This is a genomic window from Streptomyces sp. V4I8 (assembly GCF_041261225.1).
Classification (GTDB): domain Bacteria; phylum Actinomycetota; class Actinomycetes; order Streptomycetales; family Streptomycetaceae; genus Streptomyces.
The window spans coordinates 972243-988983 of record NZ_JBGCCN010000001.1 but is presented as its reverse complement, the minus strand read 5'-3'; the positions used below and the strand labels follow the sequence as shown (position 1 = coordinate 988983).

The following is a 16741-nucleotide window of genomic DNA, read 5'->3' as shown; positions in this document are numbered from 1 at the left end:
GTTCAGCCATGCCCCCCGGCAACGCCTCAACGGCTTGATCGCACCGTGACGCCCGCCCCGAAGATCCGAAAGGATGCTGCGTGCACGGCGATCACCGTGCGCACGCGGACCCCCACGGAATGGAGCGCAACCCATGGCCTCTCCGGCCCCCGAAGACCTCGTCGTCACTCGTGCCGGCCTCGACGACTGGTCGGCGGTCGTCAGGGGGTGGGCCGCCGACGAGGGCTGGAACCCGGGCCTCGCCGACGCGGCGGCGTTCCACGAGCAGGATCCTGACGGGTTCTTCCTCGGCCGGATCGACGGCGAGGTCGTCTCGGCGATCTCGGTCGTCACCTACGGCACCGAATACGCCTTCCTCGGCCACTACCTGGTCCGGCCCGACCTGCGTGGCCGCGGCCACGGCCTGACCACCTGGAAGACCGCCCTGGCCCACGCCGGGAACCGCACGACCGGCCTCGACGGCGTCGTCGCCCAGCAGGACAACTACCGCCGCTCGGGCTTCGAGTCCGCCCACCGGACCATCCGGTTCACCGGAACCGTCCCCGCGGCCCAGGCCCCGGCGGACATCCGGGCCGTACGGCCCGAGGACGTCGAGGACATCACCGCGTACGACGCCGCCTGCACGCCCGCCGACCGCCCCCGCTTCCTCGCGCACTGGCTCACCGGCCCCGGACACCACGCCGTGGTCCGCCGCGCCGGCGGCCGCGTCACCGGCTACGGCGTGCTCCGCCCCGCCCACGACTGCCCGCGGATCGGCCCGCTCTTCGCCGACACCGCCGAGGACGCTCAAGCCCTGTTCGCCGCCCTGGCCGCGGAGGCCGCCGGCCGCCCGATCGCCATCGACGTGCCCGAGAACAACCCGGCGGGCGTAGCTCTCGCCGAGGCGGCCGGTTTCACCCCCTCCTTCGAAACCGCCCGGATGTACACGGGCCCGGTGCGGCCGTACGCCCAAGAGCGCGTCTTCGGCGTCACCACGCTGGAACTCGGCTAGCGGGGTCGCGGACGTCCCCTGGATCTCGCGTCGGGCCGGGACGGTACGGCGGCCGACACCGGTTGCCCGGTCAGCTCCGCCGTCCGTGGAAACGGAAGTGCAGCGCGCGGACGTCCTCCGTCAGCGCGGGCACCGGCCCCTCCACGGCCACGCCCGGCGCGACCTCCTGGACCGGCAGCGGCCGGACCGGCGGGGCCGGCAGCCCGAGCTCGGACAGCCAGCCGGTCAGCTGCTCCGACGAGGCGACGTACACGATGCGTCCCAGCCCCACCCAGGCGTGCGCGGCCGCGCACATCGGGCAGTGCTCGCCGGAGGTGTACACCGTCGCGGCCGCCCGCTCCTCGGGCGTCAGCCGGGCGGCGGACCAGCGGGCCAGCTCGAACTCGGGGTGCCGGGTACGGTCGCCCGAGGCCACCCGGTTGTGGTCCTCGGCGAGAACCTCGCCGTCCGCCCCCACCAGCACCGACCCGAACGGCTCGTCCCCGGCCTCCAGCGCCTCGGTCGCCAGCGCGACGCAGCGGCGCAGATACGGCAGTTCGGTGTCCTTCACGACCATCGTGTACGGCCTCCTCACGGCGCGATCTTCTCTGTACACCCCAGGTTCGCCGACGCACGGCCGGAATGGCGTGCACACGGCCGAGCGAGACGGAGTCACCCGGCGACGCCGGTGCGGCCGGAGGCGCGGTCCGGTCGTAAATGGGTTGTCGTGCGGGTGGGGCGGTGATGGGGTGCTGCCATGGATCATGCCGCGGTGCTCGCCCTCTTCGACCGGGACATGCGTGAAGGCGCGCGGCCGGACGGCCCCGACGCACTGGTGGAGCGGACGGGCGGGATCGTGCGCCAGGTGTCGTCCGCACACGGCTGGAACGGCGTCGTGTGGTCCGACCTGGACGAGGCGGGCGCAGACAGGGCGATCGCCGAACAGATCGCCCACTTCTCCCGACTGGACCGAGAGTTCGAGTGGAAGCTCTACGGCCATGACCTCCCGGTGGACCTCGGGCGGCGGCTCAGGGACGCCGGCTTCACGGCCGAGCCCGAGGAGACGCTGATGGTCGGCGAGGTCGCCGGCCTGACCCTGGACGCCGCGACACCGGACGGCATCCGCATCCTCCCCGTGACCGACCGGGCGGGCGTCGATCTCGTCGCCGACGTGCACGAGAAGGCCTTCGGCACCGACGGCACCCGGTGGCGGCACCAGCTGCTCGCCCAGCTCACGGCTGCCCCGGACACGGTGGTCGCGGTCGTCGCGCTGGCCGGTGACACTCCGGTGAGCGCCGCCCGGATGGAACTCGTGCCGGGGGCGCGGTTCGCCGGGCTGTGGGGCGGCGGGACCGTCGAGGGCTGGCGGGGCCGCGGTATCTACCGCGCCCTGGTCGCCCACCGCGCCCGCGCCGCCGCGGCCCGTGGCTACCGGTACCTCCAGGTCGACGCCATGAGCACGAGCCGTCCCATCCTGGAGCGGCTCGGCTTCGAGCCCCTGACCACGACGACGCCGTACGTGTACACGCCGTAGCGGGCAGCATGCCGTAGGTGCGTCCTCCGCCGGGATGTCACATCCGTGCCCGCCCGACTCGTCGCAGGGGCATGACGACGAACCAGAGCCACGAGAGCAGCCAGAGCCGGAGCATCCTCCTCGCGGGCGCCGGCGGCGTCCTCGGCCGGCACATCACCCGTGCCCTGACCGAGGCGGGTCACAAGGTCACCGGCCTCGGCCGCGGCCCGCGCAACGACGTCCAGGCCAACCTGATGGACCGGGACGCGCTGCTGCGCGCCGTCGACGGCCACCACTTCGACACGGTGATCCACGCCGCGACCGCGCTGCGCAAGCCGCCCATGCGGCACCGCGACATGTACGCCACCGACGCGCTGCGCACCGAGGGCACCGCCCATCTGATCGAGGCCGCGCAGGCCACCGGCGCCCGGCGCTTCATGGCCGAGTCGATGGTCTTCGGATACGGCTACGGCGACCACGGCGGCCGGGTGATCACCGAGGACGACCCGTTCGGCCCACGCGGCGGCACCCCGGAGCTGGAGCGGCACCTCGCGGGGATGCGCGTCAAGGAACAACTCACCTTCGGTACCTCGGGGTTGGAGGGCATCGCACTGCGCTTCGGCCTGTTCTACGGCCCCGGCGGCACGGACGCCCTCCTGTCCATGCTGCGCAAGCGGCAACTGCCCCTCCCCGCCGACCACGGCCGGGTCCTGCCCTGGATCGAGCTCACCGACGCGGCCCGCGCGGTCGTCGCCGCCGTCGAACGCGGGCGCACCGGTCAGGCGTACAACATCGCCGACAGCACCCCGATGGGCTTCGGGACCCATGTCCGGTGCGTGGCCGAGGAGTTCGGGCTGCCCAAGCCGATGACCGTACCGCTGTGGCTGATGCGGCCCATGTCGTACGCGCACACCATCATGACGTCGACGCTGCGGGTCTCCACGGCGAAGGCGGAGCGGGAGCTCGGCTGGACGCCCGCCCACCCGGCGGCCCGCGACGGCCTCGCCGCGATGCGGGCCGCCGTGGGACCCGCTTGAACGTCACGCCGTCTCTCGTGTCCTCGGTCACACGTCAGCGGTGCGCCTTCGCCCGGTCCAGTGCGACTACGCCCAGGGCGGCCAGGCCGATCTGGATGAGCCACTCGACCCAGTCGACGCCGTCGGTGTCGGCCACGTCGAGTCCGGCCGCGATCGCCGAACCGATGAGCGCGGCCACGATGCCGACGAGGATGGTCCACAGGACCCCGATGCGCTGACGTCCCGGAACCACGAGACGTCCGAGCACACCGATGATGATGCCGATCACTATGGCACTGATGATGCCGGAGATCTCCATTTCGCCCCTCTTCCTCCTGTCCCCGCACAGGTTCGAGTTCCCCCTGGGGAGAGGGACAGTCCGTTCCGCTTCAACCTGTGGCTCCGCTTCAATCTGCGGCTCCGCGCCGATCGGTGGCTTCGCGTCAACCGGCGGCCCACCCGGTGGCGGACACGACCTCGGTGGCGATGTCGATGACGGCACGGCCGTCGGTGACCACCCGCACCACGTCCGCGGGCGCCCGCTCCTCCAGGAGCCGCGCCTTGCGTGCACTGCCGCGCACCTCGTGCTCCAACTCGGAGCCCAGCTCGCGCCCGGTCAGGCGCTGCTCGGCGGTCTCGTCGGTGGCGGTGAGCAGGACGCGGACGAGGCGCACGCCGTCCCCCATGGCCCGGCGGAACATGGGCGCGGCGTCGTCGAGCACGGCCACGGTGTTCGTGTAGACGAGGCGCCGGTACCCGAGCGCGGCGTAGTTCCCCCACGCGGCAGTCAGGTTCCGCTCGGTGATGCTCGCTCGGCTCGGGTCGCCGGGCGGTGCCGGATGGACGGCACCCATGAAGTCGCCGTCGATCACCGCGTGCGCGACCCGCGCCGCCCGCAGCCGGGCCGATACCTCCCAGCCGACCGTGGTTTTCCCGACCCCCGCCCTTCCCCCGATGAGCAGTACCTCCGCATGATCCATACGGGAAGCGTGCCCGGGGGCGGGCATGCTTGGCGAGTGCTTTTGGGCTGGGCTGATCGCGGAGGTGCGGGTGGAGGAGCGGGTGCTCGGCGGCGGAGCCGTCAACGAGGTCGTGCGCGTCGGGACGACCGTGCGGCGTACACCGCACGAACGGTCGGGGTATGTACGGGAGTTGCTCACGCACCTGGAGCACCGGGGGTGGGAAGGGGCCCCGCGGTACATCGGGACCGACGGGCGGGGGCGGGAGGTGTTCGGATACCTGGAGGGGCGTGCGGCCCTCACGTCTCGGGAGCGGGCCGCGGCGGGCTCGGACGCGGGGCTCGTGCGGGTGGCTCAACTCGTCCGCGCCCTGCACGACATGACGCACGGCACTCCGCTGGCCGGTGACCAGGACGTCGTGTGCCACAACGATCTCGCCCCGAAGAACACGGTCTACGCGGTGGACGGCGCCGACTGGTGGGCGACCGCCTTCATCGACTGGGACATGGCCGCGCCCGGCGAGCGGGTCCACGACCTCGCCCATGTCTGCTGGCAGTACCTCGATCTGGGGCCCGGCATCACCGATGTGCTCGACACGGCCCGGCGGATCGCGCTCGTCTGCGACGCGTACGGGCCGGGCAGCGGCCGTGAGCGGATCGTCGACGTGATCCTGTGGTGGCAGGACCGCTGCTGGAGGGGCATCGAGGACGGTGCCGTACGCGGTGAGCCGGCCATGGTGAGGCTGCGGGAGAGCGGCGTGGTGGACGGGGTGCGGAACGCCTACGCATGGGTGGCGGAACACCGGCGCGAGCTGGGCGTCTTCCTGCGTTGACGCCTCTCACCCCCTGACCCCGCCCACGTGTGCGTGCGGGGGTGTCAGGTCGCCGGGGCCTCGTCGACCCAGGAGGTCAACCGGCCGTCCGGGTGGAGGGCGACGTGCAGCCCGTTGTTCTCGCCGTAGGCGGCGCGTTGGCCATCGGTGACGAGGGTTTCCAGCCGTACGCCGTCCGAGAGGATGTCGGCCTCGTGGTGATCCGCGGTCACCCGGTAGAGCTTCGCCGTCGTCGTCCCGTCCGCCAGGGTCGCGGTGCCGACCAGGACGCGCTGGACGACCGGCTCGGGCTTCGGCTTGGCCCGGTCGACCCAGGACGTGACCTTGCCGTCCGGGTGGAGGGTGATGTGCAGCCCGTTGTTCTGGGCGTACGCGGCCCTGCCCTGGGTGTACAGGGCCCCGTACCTCACGTCCTTGGCCCAGATCTCCGCCTCGTAGCGGTCCTTGCCGGTCTTGTAGACCTTCGCGCGGCTGACGTGGTCCGCGAGCTTCACCGTCTGCACGTAGAGGCGCTGGGCCTTGGAGCGGGGGGCCGCGGAGGTGCCGGACTTGGCGGCGGGCGCGTCGATGGCGAAGGCGCCGGCGGCCGAGATGCCCAGTGCGGTGGTGACACCGGTGGCGACGAGGGCGGTGCGCAGGGTGCGGGGAGCACGCATCGGTGAGTCGTTCCTTCGATGGGGGTTCGTTTCGACCTGTTCGAAGCTACGGACCGCCCGTCAAGGGTTCCCGTACGTCATGTAACAGTCGTTCGGCATATATGTCTCAAAACGGAAAAACAACACTGAACAGTGCAGAACAATGCCGATTGACATGCAGGTATTTACCTGCATAACGTTGAGTGTGCGATCAGAGAGCGACTCCGGGATGGACAAGGTCTTCAAGGCGCTGGCCGACGAGACGCGCAGACGGCTCCTGGACCGGCTGCACGAGGACAACGGGCAGACGCTGGGGGAGCTGTGCACCGGCATCGGCATGGCCCGCCAGTCGGTGACCCAGCATCTGGCCGTCCTGGAGGCCGCCAACCTGGTCGGCACGGTGCGGCGGGGGCGGGAAAAGCTGCACTACCTCAATCCGGTCCCGCTCCACGAGATCCAGGAGCGGTGGATCGACAAGTTCGAGAGCCCGCGCCTGCGTGTGCTCGGGGCCGTGAAACGACGAGCTGAGGAAGCCATGACCGACAAGCCCGCATTCGTGTACGTCACCTATGTCGAGAGCACGCCCGAGAAGGTCTGGGACGCGCTCACCGACGCCGATCTGACCGCCGCCTACTGGGGCCACAGCAATGTCTCGGACTGGCGTGCCGGCTCCCGCTGGGAGCATGTCCGTACGGATGGTTCGGGGGTCGCCGACGTGGTCGGCACCGTCGTGGAGAGCGAGCGGCCGAGCCGGCTGGTCACCACCTGGGCGGCGCCGGACGAGGAAGGACAGGAGGACAAGTACTCCAGGGTCACCTTCGACATCCAGCAGCACGCCGAGATCGTCCGGCTTACGGTCACCCACGAGGACCTGCCGGACGAGAGTGCGCGCGCCGATGTGTCGTCCGGCTGGCCGGCCGTGCTGTCCAACCTCAAGTCGCTGCTGGAGACCGGCCATGTGCTGCCCCAGGAGCCATGGCTGATGCCGACCCGCTGAACAGGGATGGGGAGGGGCAGGAGGCGGGGAGGGGCAGGGGAAGGCCGGCCCGCGGGTGCGGACCGGCCGACGAGTCTCCTCTCCGATGTGCCGCTACGGCCTCGGGGCGCTCTTCGCCGCCGTGCCGGCGCACAGCATCCCCAGGCACAGGGCCAGCGCGCCGATGATGATGTTGTTCACGACGACGCCGGCGTCCGGGCTGTCGCCGACGATCCATGGCGCGATGATCATCCAGACTCCCATCGCGCAGAAGGCCCAGCTCAGGCCGTACATGCGGTCCGGAGCCCGGGTGAATCCGAGGGCCAGCAGGCCGATCGCGATACCCATGATGAGGTTGTGGGTCACGAGTGCGGGCTGGCTCGTCGTGTAGTGGAGTATCCAGGGGGATACGGCGCAGTACAGACCGAGCAGGAACACCGGTCCGTCCACGAGCGCCACATCGCGACCGCCGAGCATGCGGGCGTAGCGGTCCCGCATTTCTGGTGCGTCGGGATGGCTGGTTATGTCACCTCGGGTGGGCGAGACGTTGGCCATGACTCGTCTCCTTTGACTTGGCCTGACCGCGTCTGGTGCGGTGTGCGGTTGGCGCCGCCTAGGCACATTCTGCGCTTATTTCTTCTTTATGTGTAGAGCTCGTCGGGTTCATGACGATGTAAGCGGACTCGCTCTTCGAGAGCCTCCGGGCGTCAGCGGATCGTCCGCGTCCGGCGCCCAGCTGCGGGCATAGTGGCGAAACCTGGCCGGAGTCTCAGGGAACAGCAGGTCAGCCGCCAGGTGAAGGGGACTCAGGTGGCGCAATGATTCAGCAACACCACTGGGCGGGAACCGTCGGTATGGTCACCGCATGCCAGCCGAACGAACCCGCGAGCACACCGCGCCGCTCGCCGCGGCCCGCCGCCGGCGGTTGCGTGCCGACCGGGCGCGACAGCTCGCGGACCTGCTGCGGCACCTCGTCCTGACCGGGGGTTTCCCGGGGGCGCCCTGCCCCACGAGGACGTCCTCGCGGCCGACTACCAGGTGTCCCGGAACACCGTCCGGCACGCACTGGACCTGCTGCGCGCCGAGCAGCTCGTCGAGCGGCTGCCCGGCGTCGGCACCGTCGTCGTCGCCGAGAAGTACTCGCACGGTCTCGACCGGCTGATGGGACTCGCGGAGACCCTGCGGGAACACGGCCGGGTCACCAACGAGGTCCGCACCATGGGGCCCGTCGCCGCCCCCGCACCCGTGGCCGAGCGACTGCGGCTGCCCACCGGCACCGACGTCCTCTACGTCGAGCGGCTCCGCAAACTGAACGGGCTGCCGCTCTCCCTCGATCTCACCTATCTGCCGCTGGACATCGGCAGCGAGCTCATCGGCGCCGACCTGGAGAACACCGACGTCTTCCGGTTGCTGGAGCAGATCACCGGGCAACCGCTCGGGCACGCCGAGATCACGCTGGAGGCCGTCAACGCCGACGCGCACTCCGCCACCGTGCTCCAGGCACCGCGCGGCACCGCCGTGCTGATGCTGGAGCGCCTCACCCACCTGTGCGACGGCAGGCCCGTGGACCTGGAGTTCATCCGGTTCCGCGGGGACCGGATCGCGATGAGCGGGCTGTTGCGCCGGTCCGTATGAGCGCGTCGCCGCGCCGTTCGGTCTGACAACGCCCCGCGATCCGCGCAGCGTTTCTCTCACCCCTCGCAGTACCTCACTGGAGACAGCCATGCCCTTGGTGCCCCAGCGGGCCGACGTGCCCGTGACCGTCGACGAGTCGAAGTGCATCGACGGCTGCACGCTCTGTGTCGACATGTGTCCGCTGGACTCCCTGGCGATCAACCCCGACAGCGGCAAGGCGTACATGCACGTGGACGAGTGCTGGTACTGCGGCCCGTGTGCCGCCCGCTGCCCCACCGGGGCCGTCACGGTCAACATGCCCTACCTGCTGCGGTGAAAGGCCCACTCCCGATGAAACGCACGAGCACGACGACCCGCACCACCCGCATGAAACGCACGACTCCCGCCGCCCTGCTCGCGGCCGCCCTTCTCGGCACCCTCGTCACCGGCTGTGGCGGCGACGCCTCGGCCGGCGACGCCACCCACGTCACCGTGACCGTCGGCTACCAGTCCAAGACCATCAACACCGTCACCGCCGGCACCCTGCTGCGCTCCCTCGGCTACTTCGAGCGCGAACTCGCCGCCCAGGGCAAACGCGACGGCATCTCCTACAAGGTCGAGTGGCAGGACTACGCCACGGGCGCGCCCATCACCGCGCAGATGACCGCGGGGAAGATCGACATCGGGTCGATGGGTGACTTCCCGCTGCTCATCAACGCCGCCCGCGGCAAGCAGCTGAACCGCCCCACCCGGCTCGTGTCGGTCACCGGGTACAACCTGCGCGGCGCCCTCAACACCGTGGTGACGGCCCCGCGGTCGAAGCTCGGCTCGCTGAAGGACCTGAAGGGCAAGAACGTGTCCACCAGCGTCGGTTCGGCCGCCGACGGGACCCTCGTACGGGCACTCCAGCGCGCCGGGCTCGACCCGAACAAGGACATCCGCAAGCTCAACCAGCAGCCGGCCGTGGGGGCTTCGGCCCTGCAGGCAGGCAGCGTCGACGCCCTCTCGCAGTTCGTGGCCTGGCCCGGGCTGCTGGCCTTCCAGGGCAAGGCGAAGGCCCTGTACGACGGCGCGGAACTCAACCTGCCGACCTTCCACGGAGTGACGGTCCGCGAGGACTTCGCCGAGCAGCGCCCCAAGGTGCTCGACGCCTTCCTCGCCGCGCAGATCGACGCGACGCACTACCTGAACGACCACCCGGTGCAGGCCGCCGAGAAGGTCGGCAAGGCCACCGGACTGCCCCCCGAGGTCGTCTACCTCTACAACGGCAGCGGCGGCATCGCCACCTTCGACCCGGCCCTCAAGCCGCAGCTCGTCACCGCGCTGAAGAAGGACGTACCGGTGCTGCGCTCGGCGAAGCTCGTCGGCGACGTGGACGTCGACTCGTTCGTCGACGACGGCCCGATCAAGAGGGCCTACGGCAAGGAGTACGCCGGGCGGCTCGCCGCCACCCCCGAGCCCTCGCGCAGCGAGGTGTGGGTCAAGGGCGAGGAGACCACCCGTCCCTTCGGCTCACCCACCGCACTGCTGAAGTTCGTCGCCGGGCACAGGAACGAGGTGCGCGCCGCATACGTGCCGGACGCCACCAACGGCACCCGCTGGTACGCGGACCGGGCCGTCTGGGTCCAGGACGGCAAGGAGCTCCAGCCCTTCGTCACCCCCTCCGCCGCCCGCGCGTACACCCAGGCGCACCCCGGCGCCCGCACCGTCTCCTACGCCACCGCACTGGAGCAGGCGTCGTGACCGTGGTGACCGCCCCGCCGAAGAAGGCGTCCGCGGGGCCGCCACCCGCCGCCGGTCGGCGCACGGCCGGGGTCCGGCCCCTCGTACGCGCCCTGTCGCTGATCGCGGCCCTCGCGCTGTGGCAGCTGCTGACCACGCTCGACGTGCAACTGTGGCTGCGTTTCGACCAGTTCCCGTCCGTCACCGACGTGGCCCGGGAGTTCGGGCAGCGGCTCGGCGACGGCGCGTACTGGCAGGACGTCGTCGACAGTCTGCGCAGGATCGTGACCGGATTCCTGCTCGCGGCGGTGCTCGGCGTCGCCGCGGGCGTGGCCGTCGGCCGCACCCGCTGGGCCGCGGACCTGATCGGGCCGGTCCTGGAGGTGCTGCGGCCCGTCCCCGCCATCGCGCTGGTACCCGTGGCGATCCTGCTCTTCCCCAGCAACGAGCAGGGCATCGTCTTCATCACCTGCACCGCCGCCTTCTTCCCGGTGCTCGTCGCCACCCGGCACGCGGTGCGCGCACTGGCCCCGGTGTGGGAGGAGGCCGTCCTCACCATGGGCGGCGGACGCCGGCGGGTGCTCGTCTCCGTGGTCCTGCCCGGCGCATTGCCCGGGATCTTCGGAGGGCTGTCGGTCGGGATCGGCGTGTCGTGGATCTGTGTGATCTCGGCGGAGATGATCTCCGGCGAGTACGGGATCGGCTACCGCACCTGGCAGGACTACACCGTTATCGACTACCCGGGCGTGTTCACCGGCATCGTCAGCATCGGCCTGCTCGGCTGGCTGACCTCCACCGTGGTGGAACTCCTGGGACGCAGGCTGACGCACTGGCTGCCTCGGCGCGAGGGGAGTGCCACGTCGTGAGCACGGAAACAGACATCGCCACCACCGCCTCACGGACCGGCCTGCCCGCCGCCGGGGCCCGGATCGGCCTCACCGACGCGGAACTCGGACGGCCGGGTGCATCCGTGCTGCACGGGGTGGATCTCGAAGCCGCCCCGGGCGAGATCCTGACCGTCGTCGGCCCGTCCGGGTGCGGGAAGTCCACCGTGCTGCGGACCCTGGCCGGGCTGCTGCCCGCGCTCGCCGGGCACGTCACCCAGGACGGGCAGCCCGTCACGGGCCCCGGTGCGGACCGGGCCCTGGTCTTCCAGGAGGACGCGCTGCTGCCATGGCGTACGGCACGCGCGAACGTCGAACTGCCGCTGGCCATCAGAGGAGTGGGCCGCGCCGAGCGCAGGGCCCGGGCCGAGGAGTGGCTGGACCGGGTCGGACTCGCCGGTCTGGAGCGCCAGTTGCCGCACCGCCTCTCCGGAGGCCAGCGGCAGCGCGTCCAGCTCGCCCGCGCCCTCGCCGGGCAGCCGCGCGCCGTCCTCATGGACGAGCCGTTCGGTGCCCTGGACGCCCAGACCAGGGCCGGCATGCAGCAGTTGCTGGTGGAGGTCCTGCGGGGGACGGGCGCCACCGTCGTCTTCGTCACCCACGACGTGGACGAGGCCCTGTTCCTCGGCGACCGGGTCGCACTGCTCGGCGCGGGCGGCGTCACCGGGGTCCGGCCGGTGGCCCGGCCCCGCGACCGAGGCGCCCGCGACGACCTCGCGACCGTGGCCCTGCGCCACGACATCCTCGACTCCCTGGGCCCCCGCACGCCCTGAGCGCCCCTGGCCCATACGCCCGCCCACGGCCCACACGTCCGAGCCTGGGCCCATACGCCCACCCCCCGGCCTCCCCGTCCCACTCTTCCCCCGGCCCATACCCCGAGCCCCCTCGGCCGCCCGCACGCCCCGAAAGGCACCACTGCCATGACCCCCGCGCTCCTGACGGAGATCCCCGCCCTCGACTCTGCCGAGGAGCTGACCTGCGACGTCCTGGTGATCGGCGGTGGCACCGCCGGCACGATGGCCGCGCTGACCGCCGCCGGGCGTGGTGCGTCCGTGCTGCTGCTGGAGAAGGCCCATGTACGGCACTCCGGGGCGCTGGCGATGGGCATGGACGGCGTCAACAACGCCGTCATCCCCGGCCGGGCGGAACCGGACGACTACGTCGCGGAGATCACCCGCGCCAACGACGGCATCGTCGACCAGTCGACGGTCCGTCAGACGGCCACCCGGGGCTTCGAGATGGTGCAGCGGCTGGAGTCGTACGGGGTGAAGTTCGAGAAGGACGAGCACGGCGAGTACGCGGTCCGCCAGGTGCACCGCTCGGGCTCGTACGTGCTGCCCATGCCCGAGGGCAAGGACGTCAAGAAGGTCCTCTACCGGCAGTTGCGCCGGCGGGAGAACCGCGAGCGGATCCGCATCGAGAACCGGCTGATGCCGGTGCGGGTCCTGACCGCGGACGGCAAGGCGGTCGGCGCCGCCGCCTTCAACACGCGCACCGGTGACTTCGTGACCGTGCGGGCGGGTGCCGTCATCCTCGCGACCGGTGCCTGCGGCCGGCTGGGGCTGCCCGCGAGCGGCTACCTGTACGGGACGTACGAGAACCCGACCAACGCGGGCGACGGCTACGCGATGGCGTACCACGCGGGCGCCGAACTCACCGGCATCGAGTGCTTCCAGATCAACCCGCTCATCAAGGACTACAACGGCCCGGCCTGCGCCTATGTCGCCAACCCGTTCGGCGGCTACCAGGTCAACCGGCACGGGCAGCGGTTCGTCGACTCCGACTACTGGTCCGGCCAGATGATGGCGGAGTTCGCCGCCGAGGTCGCCTCCGACCGGGGCCCGGTCTACCTCAAGCTCAGCCATCTGCCCGAGGAGTCCATCTCGGCGCTGGAGTCGATCCTGCACTCCACCGAGCGCCCCACCCGCGGCACCTTCCACTCCGGCCGCGGCCACGACTACCGCACCCACGACGTGGAGATGCACATCTCCGAGATCGGCCTGTGCGGCGGGCACTCGGCTTCGGGCGTACGGGTCGACGACCACGCCCGCACCACCGTCCCCCGCCTGTACGCGGCGGGCGACCTGGCCTGCGTCCCGCACAACTACATGATCGGGGCGTTCGTCTACGGCGACCTGGCGGGCGAGGACGCCGCCCAGTACACGGCGTACCAGGGCGAGCTGCCGCGCGAACAGCTTGCCGAAGCCCACGAGTTGATCTACCGGCCACTGGGCAACCCCGACGGCCCCGCCCAGCCCCAGGTCGAGTACAAGCTGCGCCGCTTCGTCAACGACTACGTCTCCCCGCCCAAGAGCGGTGCCCGGCTCTCCCTGGCGCTGGAGCACTTCGAGCGGATGCGGGACGAGATCGCCGAGATGGGTGCGCGGACACCGCACGAACTGATGCGCTGCGCCGAGGTCTCGTTCATCCGCGACTGCGCGGAGATGGCGGCCCGGTCCTCCCTCGCCCGCACCGAGTCCCGCTGGGGCCTCTACCACGAGCGCCTGGACCATCCCCAGCGGGACGACACGGACTGGCTGCACCACCTCGACCTGCGCAAGAGCCCGACCGGAGCGATGGAGTTCACGGTGCGTCCCGTCGCCCCCTACCTCGTTCCGGTCACCGAGTTCACCCCCGTCGGTGGCGACTCGCGGCACCTGGGCGAGGTGCATCCGCTGCCGACGGCCACGGCGGGGCGCCGAGAGGCACCCCCCGCAGCGGCGGGAGCGGAACCGGGCGGCGCCACCCCCTCCACCGAAGCGACGCACGGCGCCTCGGAGTCCAGCCGGGAACGGCTCCTCGAACTCGTCGCACTCACGGAGGAGGAGCCCGAACTCCAGGCACTGGAGCCTTACTTGAAGGATCCGGACGCCGCCGTACGTCTGGAGGCCGTCAGGGTGCTGACCGAGACGGCCCCGCCCGGAGCGGGGCCCGCACTCGCCTCCGCACTGGCCGACAGCGACGGACACGTGCGGGCCGCGGCCGCCGCCTCGCTGCGTGAGCTGGCCGAAGTCCTCCCGGCGGAACCGGAGTTGCATGCCGCGCTGGTCTCCGCCCTGACCGTGGCGGATCCGACGGCCCGCAGCGCCGCCCTGGGCGTACTGCGCGCCCTGCGCCTCGGGGACGCCGCCCTGTTCGCCGGGCTCCTGGCCGCCCCGGAGGCCGAGGTGCGCCTGGCCGCCGTGCGCGCCCTGGTCTCGGTGGACGCGGTCGACGCCCTGTCCGAGGCGGCCGGGGAGGCCGCGCGCGAGGTGCGGGTCGGCGTGGCGCGCGGTTTCGCCGCCCTGGCCCAGCACATCGCGCTGGACCGGCCCGTGGGAGCGGGCGCAGGCGCGTCGGCCGCCCTGTCCCGCCTGATCCGCGACCCCGATGTCCTGGTACGGGCCGCGGCCCTCGAAGCCCTGGGTGTCCTCGGCGTCCCCGACGCACTCCTCGCCACCGTCACGGCCGCGCTCACCGACCCGGCCTGGCAGGTCCGCGCGGGTGCCGCGACCGCCCTCGGCGGGGCCGCGCCGGACCACGGCGTGTCCGCTCTCGCCGGGTTGCTGGGGGACGCCAACGCGGATGTGCGCAAGGCCGCCGTGCTCGGCCTGTTGCGCCACACCGCGCACCAGGACGCCCGTACGGCGCTGGCGACCGCGGTCGACGACCCCGACGCCGATGTCCGCGCGTACGCGGGCCGAGCGGCGCGATAAGACCAGGCCCGCGTCAGGGAAGCGGCGCCCGCCTCCTCAACTTCCGCAGTCGGCTTTGAGGTTGCTTGGTCTGCACCATTGACTGGTACAGACCAAAGCGGTTGAGTGTGTCTCCACACCCCCACCACGGCCGCCCCCACGCCGTGGCCGACCTCGTCGGCGCGTGCGCACAAGGCTCTGCTTCGCTCGCCCTGCCCTTGTCCGGGTGCGGCCGTGCTCCGCAAAGGAGTTGATCCTGTGTCGAGCCGCCGTATAGCCGCTCTGCTGTCCTCTCTCGCCCTGGGAAGCACCGCGCTGCTGCTCCAGCCGGCCCCGAGCGCGTCCGCCGCCGGTTTCGTCGTGAGCGAGTCGCAGTTCAACCAGATGTTCCCGAACCGGAATTCGTTCTACACCTACAGCGGCCTCACCGCCGCCCTCAGCGCCTACCCCGGCTTCGCCAACACCGGCAGCGACACGGTGAAGAAGCAGGAGGCGGCCGCCTTCCTCGCCAACGTCAACCACGAGACCGGCGGCCTGGTCCACATCGTCGAGCAGAACCAGGCCAACTACCCCCACTACTGCGACCGCAGCCAGCCGTACGGCTGTCCCGCGGGCGAGGCCGCCTACTACGGACGCGGCCCCATCCAGCTCAGCTGGAACTTCAACTACAAGGCGGCGGGCGACGCACTCGGCATCGACCTGCTGGGCAACCCCTGGCGGGTGCAGAACGAGGCGGCCGTCGCCTGGAAGACCGGCCTCTGGTACTGGAACACCCAGAACGGCCCCGGCACCATGACCCCCCACAACGCCATGGTCAACCAGGCCGGCTTCGGCCAGACCATCCGCAGCATCAACGGCTCCCTGGAGTGCGACGGCAAGAACCCGGCCCAGGTGCAGAGCCGGGTGAACGCCTACCAGCGCTTCACCCAGATCCTCGGCGTCTCCCCGGGCGGCAACCTGTACTGCTGAGGCCTACTGCGCCCCCCTGCGTGCCGGAGGCGTGTGCGAGACTCCGCCGATGACCTCCGAAACGATCACCGCGGACGCCGCGGGCACCTGGGAACTCGGCGACCTGACCGTGAGCCGCGTCGGCTTCGGCGCGATGCGGCTGACGGGCAGCGCCGCCTTCCACTTCGGCACGCCGAGCGACCGCGAGCGTTCGATCGCCGTGCTGCACAAGGCGATCGAGCTCGGCGTCAGTCACATCGACACGGCCGCCTTCTACTTCTCCGCCCTGCGCTCGGCCAACGAACTCATCAACACCGCGCTGGCGCCGTACCCCGACGGCCTGGTCATCGCCACCAAGGTCGGCCCCTACCGCGACTACTACGGTGAGTGGGGGACCTCGGCCCGCCCCGACCAACTGCGCGGCCACGTCGAGGAGAACCTGCGCCAGCTCGGCCGCGACCACCTGGACGTCGTGTATCTGCGGCGCATGCGGCAGGACTCCATCGCCGAGCACTTCGGGGCCCTGGCCGAACTGCGCGAGGCGGGCCTCGTCCGGCACCTCGGCATCTCCGGCGTGGAGCCACGGCACCTCGCCGAGGCGCAGGCCATCGCGCCCGTGGTGAGCGTGCAGAACCGGTACGCGCTCGACCGGCCCGACCCCGAGGCCGACGAACTCCTGCGCCGGTGCGGCGAGCAGGGCATCGCCTTCGTGCCGTTCTACGCCGTGGCCGGCGACACGGGGGAGCGGGGCGCGACCACCGCCCACGACGACGAGGTCCTCGCCGTCGCCCGGGCGCACGGCGTCAGCCCCGCCCAGGTGCGCATCGCCTGGACCCTGCACCAGGGCCCGCACGTCCTCGCCATCCCCGGCACCGGCAGCCCCGACCACCTGGCCGAGAATGTCGCCGCGGGCGCCCTCTGCCTGACCGCCGACGAGCTGGCCCGGCTCAACGCGGCGCGAGAGCAAGCCGGTTGAGCCGGGCCCACCGCGTCGTCGG

17 protein-coding genes and 1 pseudogene are annotated in these 16741 nt (G+C 71.6%); 13 read left to right on the top strand and 5 right to left on the bottom strand.

The window, feature by feature from the left end; all coding sequences use genetic code 11:
* Positions 1–133: 133 nt before the first annotated feature.
* A complete protein-coding gene (locus ABIE67_RS04545) occupies positions 134–991 on the top strand; it encodes a GNAT family N-acetyltransferase (RefSeq protein ID WP_370253475.1) in 858 nt (285 codons plus the stop codon).
* 70 nt (positions 992–1061) lie between these two features.
* On the opposite strand, the gene ABIE67_RS04540 is transcribed toward ABIE67_RS04545, so the two are convergent.
* Complete coding sequence (locus ABIE67_RS04540; protein ID WP_370253472.1) at positions 1062–1547, bottom strand: nucleoside deaminase; 486 nt, start codon at positions 1545–1547, stop codon at positions 1062–1064.
* A gap of 180 nt (positions 1548–1727) precedes the next feature.
* Between ABIE67_RS04540 and ABIE67_RS04535 the strand changes: the two genes are divergently transcribed.
* A complete protein-coding gene (locus ABIE67_RS04535) occupies positions 1728–2504 on the top strand; it encodes a GNAT family N-acetyltransferase (protein ID WP_370253470.1) in 777 nt (258 codons plus the stop codon).
* 71 nt (positions 2505–2575) lie between these two features.
* The gene (locus ABIE67_RS04530) at positions 2576–3520 is read left to right on the top strand and encodes an NAD-dependent epimerase/dehydratase family protein (protein WP_370253468.1); all 945 of its coding nucleotides are present in this window, start codon (positions 2576–2578) and stop codon (positions 3518–3520) included.
* Positions 3521–3554: 34 nt separating this feature from the next.
* Here the strand turns inward: ABIE67_RS04530 and ABIE67_RS04525 are convergent, their stop codons facing one another.
* Both ABIE67_RS04525 and ABIE67_RS04520 read right to left on the bottom strand, forming a co-directional pair.
* Positions 3555–3818, bottom strand: a complete 264-nt coding sequence (locus ABIE67_RS04525) for a GlsB/YeaQ/YmgE family stress response membrane protein (RefSeq protein WP_370253465.1) — start codon at positions 3816–3818, stop codon at positions 3555–3557.
* A 124-nt stretch (positions 3819–3942) separates the two neighbouring features.
* Entirely contained in the window at positions 3943–4479 is a 537-nt protein-coding gene (locus ABIE67_RS04520; protein WP_370253463.1) for a hypothetical protein, read from the bottom strand.
* A gap of 25 nt (positions 4480–4504) precedes the next feature.
* On the opposite strand from ABIE67_RS04520, the gene ABIE67_RS04515 reads away from it, so the two are divergent.
* Positions 4505–5290 (top strand): phosphotransferase family protein, encoded by a 786-nt coding sequence (locus ABIE67_RS04515; RefSeq protein WP_370253461.1) that lies wholly within the window; start codon positions 4505–4507, stop codon positions 5288–5290.
* Positions 5291–5334: 44 nt separating this feature from the next.
* Here the strand turns inward: ABIE67_RS04515 and ABIE67_RS04510 are convergent, their stop codons facing one another.
* Positions 5335–5946 (bottom strand): hypothetical protein, encoded by a 612-nt coding sequence (locus tag ABIE67_RS04510; RefSeq protein WP_370253459.1) that lies wholly within the window; start codon positions 5944–5946, stop codon positions 5335–5337.
* A 208-nt stretch (positions 5947–6154) separates the two neighbouring features.
* Between ABIE67_RS04510 and ABIE67_RS04505 the strand changes: the two genes are divergently transcribed.
* Positions 6155–6922 (top strand): ArsR/SmtB family transcription factor, encoded by a 768-nt coding sequence (locus ABIE67_RS04505; RefSeq protein ID WP_370268198.1) that lies wholly within the window; start codon positions 6155–6157, stop codon positions 6920–6922.
* Positions 6923–7015: 93 nt separating this feature from the next.
* On the opposite strand, the gene ABIE67_RS04500 is transcribed toward ABIE67_RS04505, so the two are convergent.
* The gene (locus ABIE67_RS04500) at positions 7016–7456 is read right to left on the bottom strand and encodes an SPW repeat protein (protein WP_370253457.1); all 441 of its coding nucleotides are present in this window, start codon (positions 7454–7456) and stop codon (positions 7016–7018) included.
* A 310-nt stretch (positions 7457–7766) separates the two neighbouring features.
* On the opposite strand from ABIE67_RS04500, the pseudogene ABIE67_RS04495 reads away from it, so the two are divergent.
* From ABIE67_RS04495 to ABIE67_RS04460, 8 genes and pseudogenes are all read left to right on the top strand, one after another.
* A pseudogene (locus ABIE67_RS04495) lies at positions 7767–8536 on the top strand (GntR family transcriptional regulator).
* An 88-nt stretch (positions 8537–8624) separates the two neighbouring features.
* The gene (locus ABIE67_RS04490; protein ID WP_031480193.1) at positions 8625–8852 is read left to right on the top strand and encodes a ferredoxin family protein; all 228 of its coding nucleotides are present in this window, start codon (positions 8625–8627) and stop codon (positions 8850–8852) included.
* 50 nt (positions 8853–8902) lie between these two features.
* Positions 8903–10258 carry an ABC transporter substrate-binding protein gene (locus ABIE67_RS04485; protein WP_370268193.1) on the top strand — a complete coding sequence of 452 codons (1356 nt, stop codon included), beginning with the start codon at positions 8903–8905 and terminating at the stop codon, positions 10256–10258.
* Between the two features lie 92 nt (positions 10259–10350).
* Positions 10351–11103, top strand: coding sequence for an ABC transporter permease (locus ABIE67_RS04480; RefSeq protein ID WP_370268189.1), 753 nt, complete (start codon positions 10351–10353; stop codon positions 11101–11103).
* A gap of 41 nt (positions 11104–11144) precedes the next feature.
* On the top strand, positions 11145–11894 hold the full coding sequence (locus ABIE67_RS04475) for an ABC transporter ATP-binding protein (protein ID WP_370268184.1): 750 nt from the start codon (positions 11145–11147) through the stop codon (positions 11892–11894).
* A gap of 147 nt (positions 11895–12041) precedes the next feature.
* Entirely contained in the window at positions 12042–14816 is a 2775-nt protein-coding gene (locus ABIE67_RS04470) for a fumarate reductase/succinate dehydrogenase flavoprotein subunit (RefSeq protein ID WP_370253452.1), read from the top strand.
* A gap of 237 nt (positions 14817–15053) precedes the next feature.
* Entirely contained in the window at positions 15054–15764 is a 711-nt protein-coding gene (locus ABIE67_RS04465; RefSeq protein ID WP_370253447.1) for a chitinase, read from the top strand.
* A gap of 49 nt (positions 15765–15813) precedes the next feature.
* Positions 15814–16719, top strand: coding sequence for an aldo/keto reductase (locus ABIE67_RS04460; protein WP_370253445.1), 906 nt, complete (start codon positions 15814–15816; stop codon positions 16717–16719).
* Positions 16720–16741: the final 22 nt, after the last annotated feature.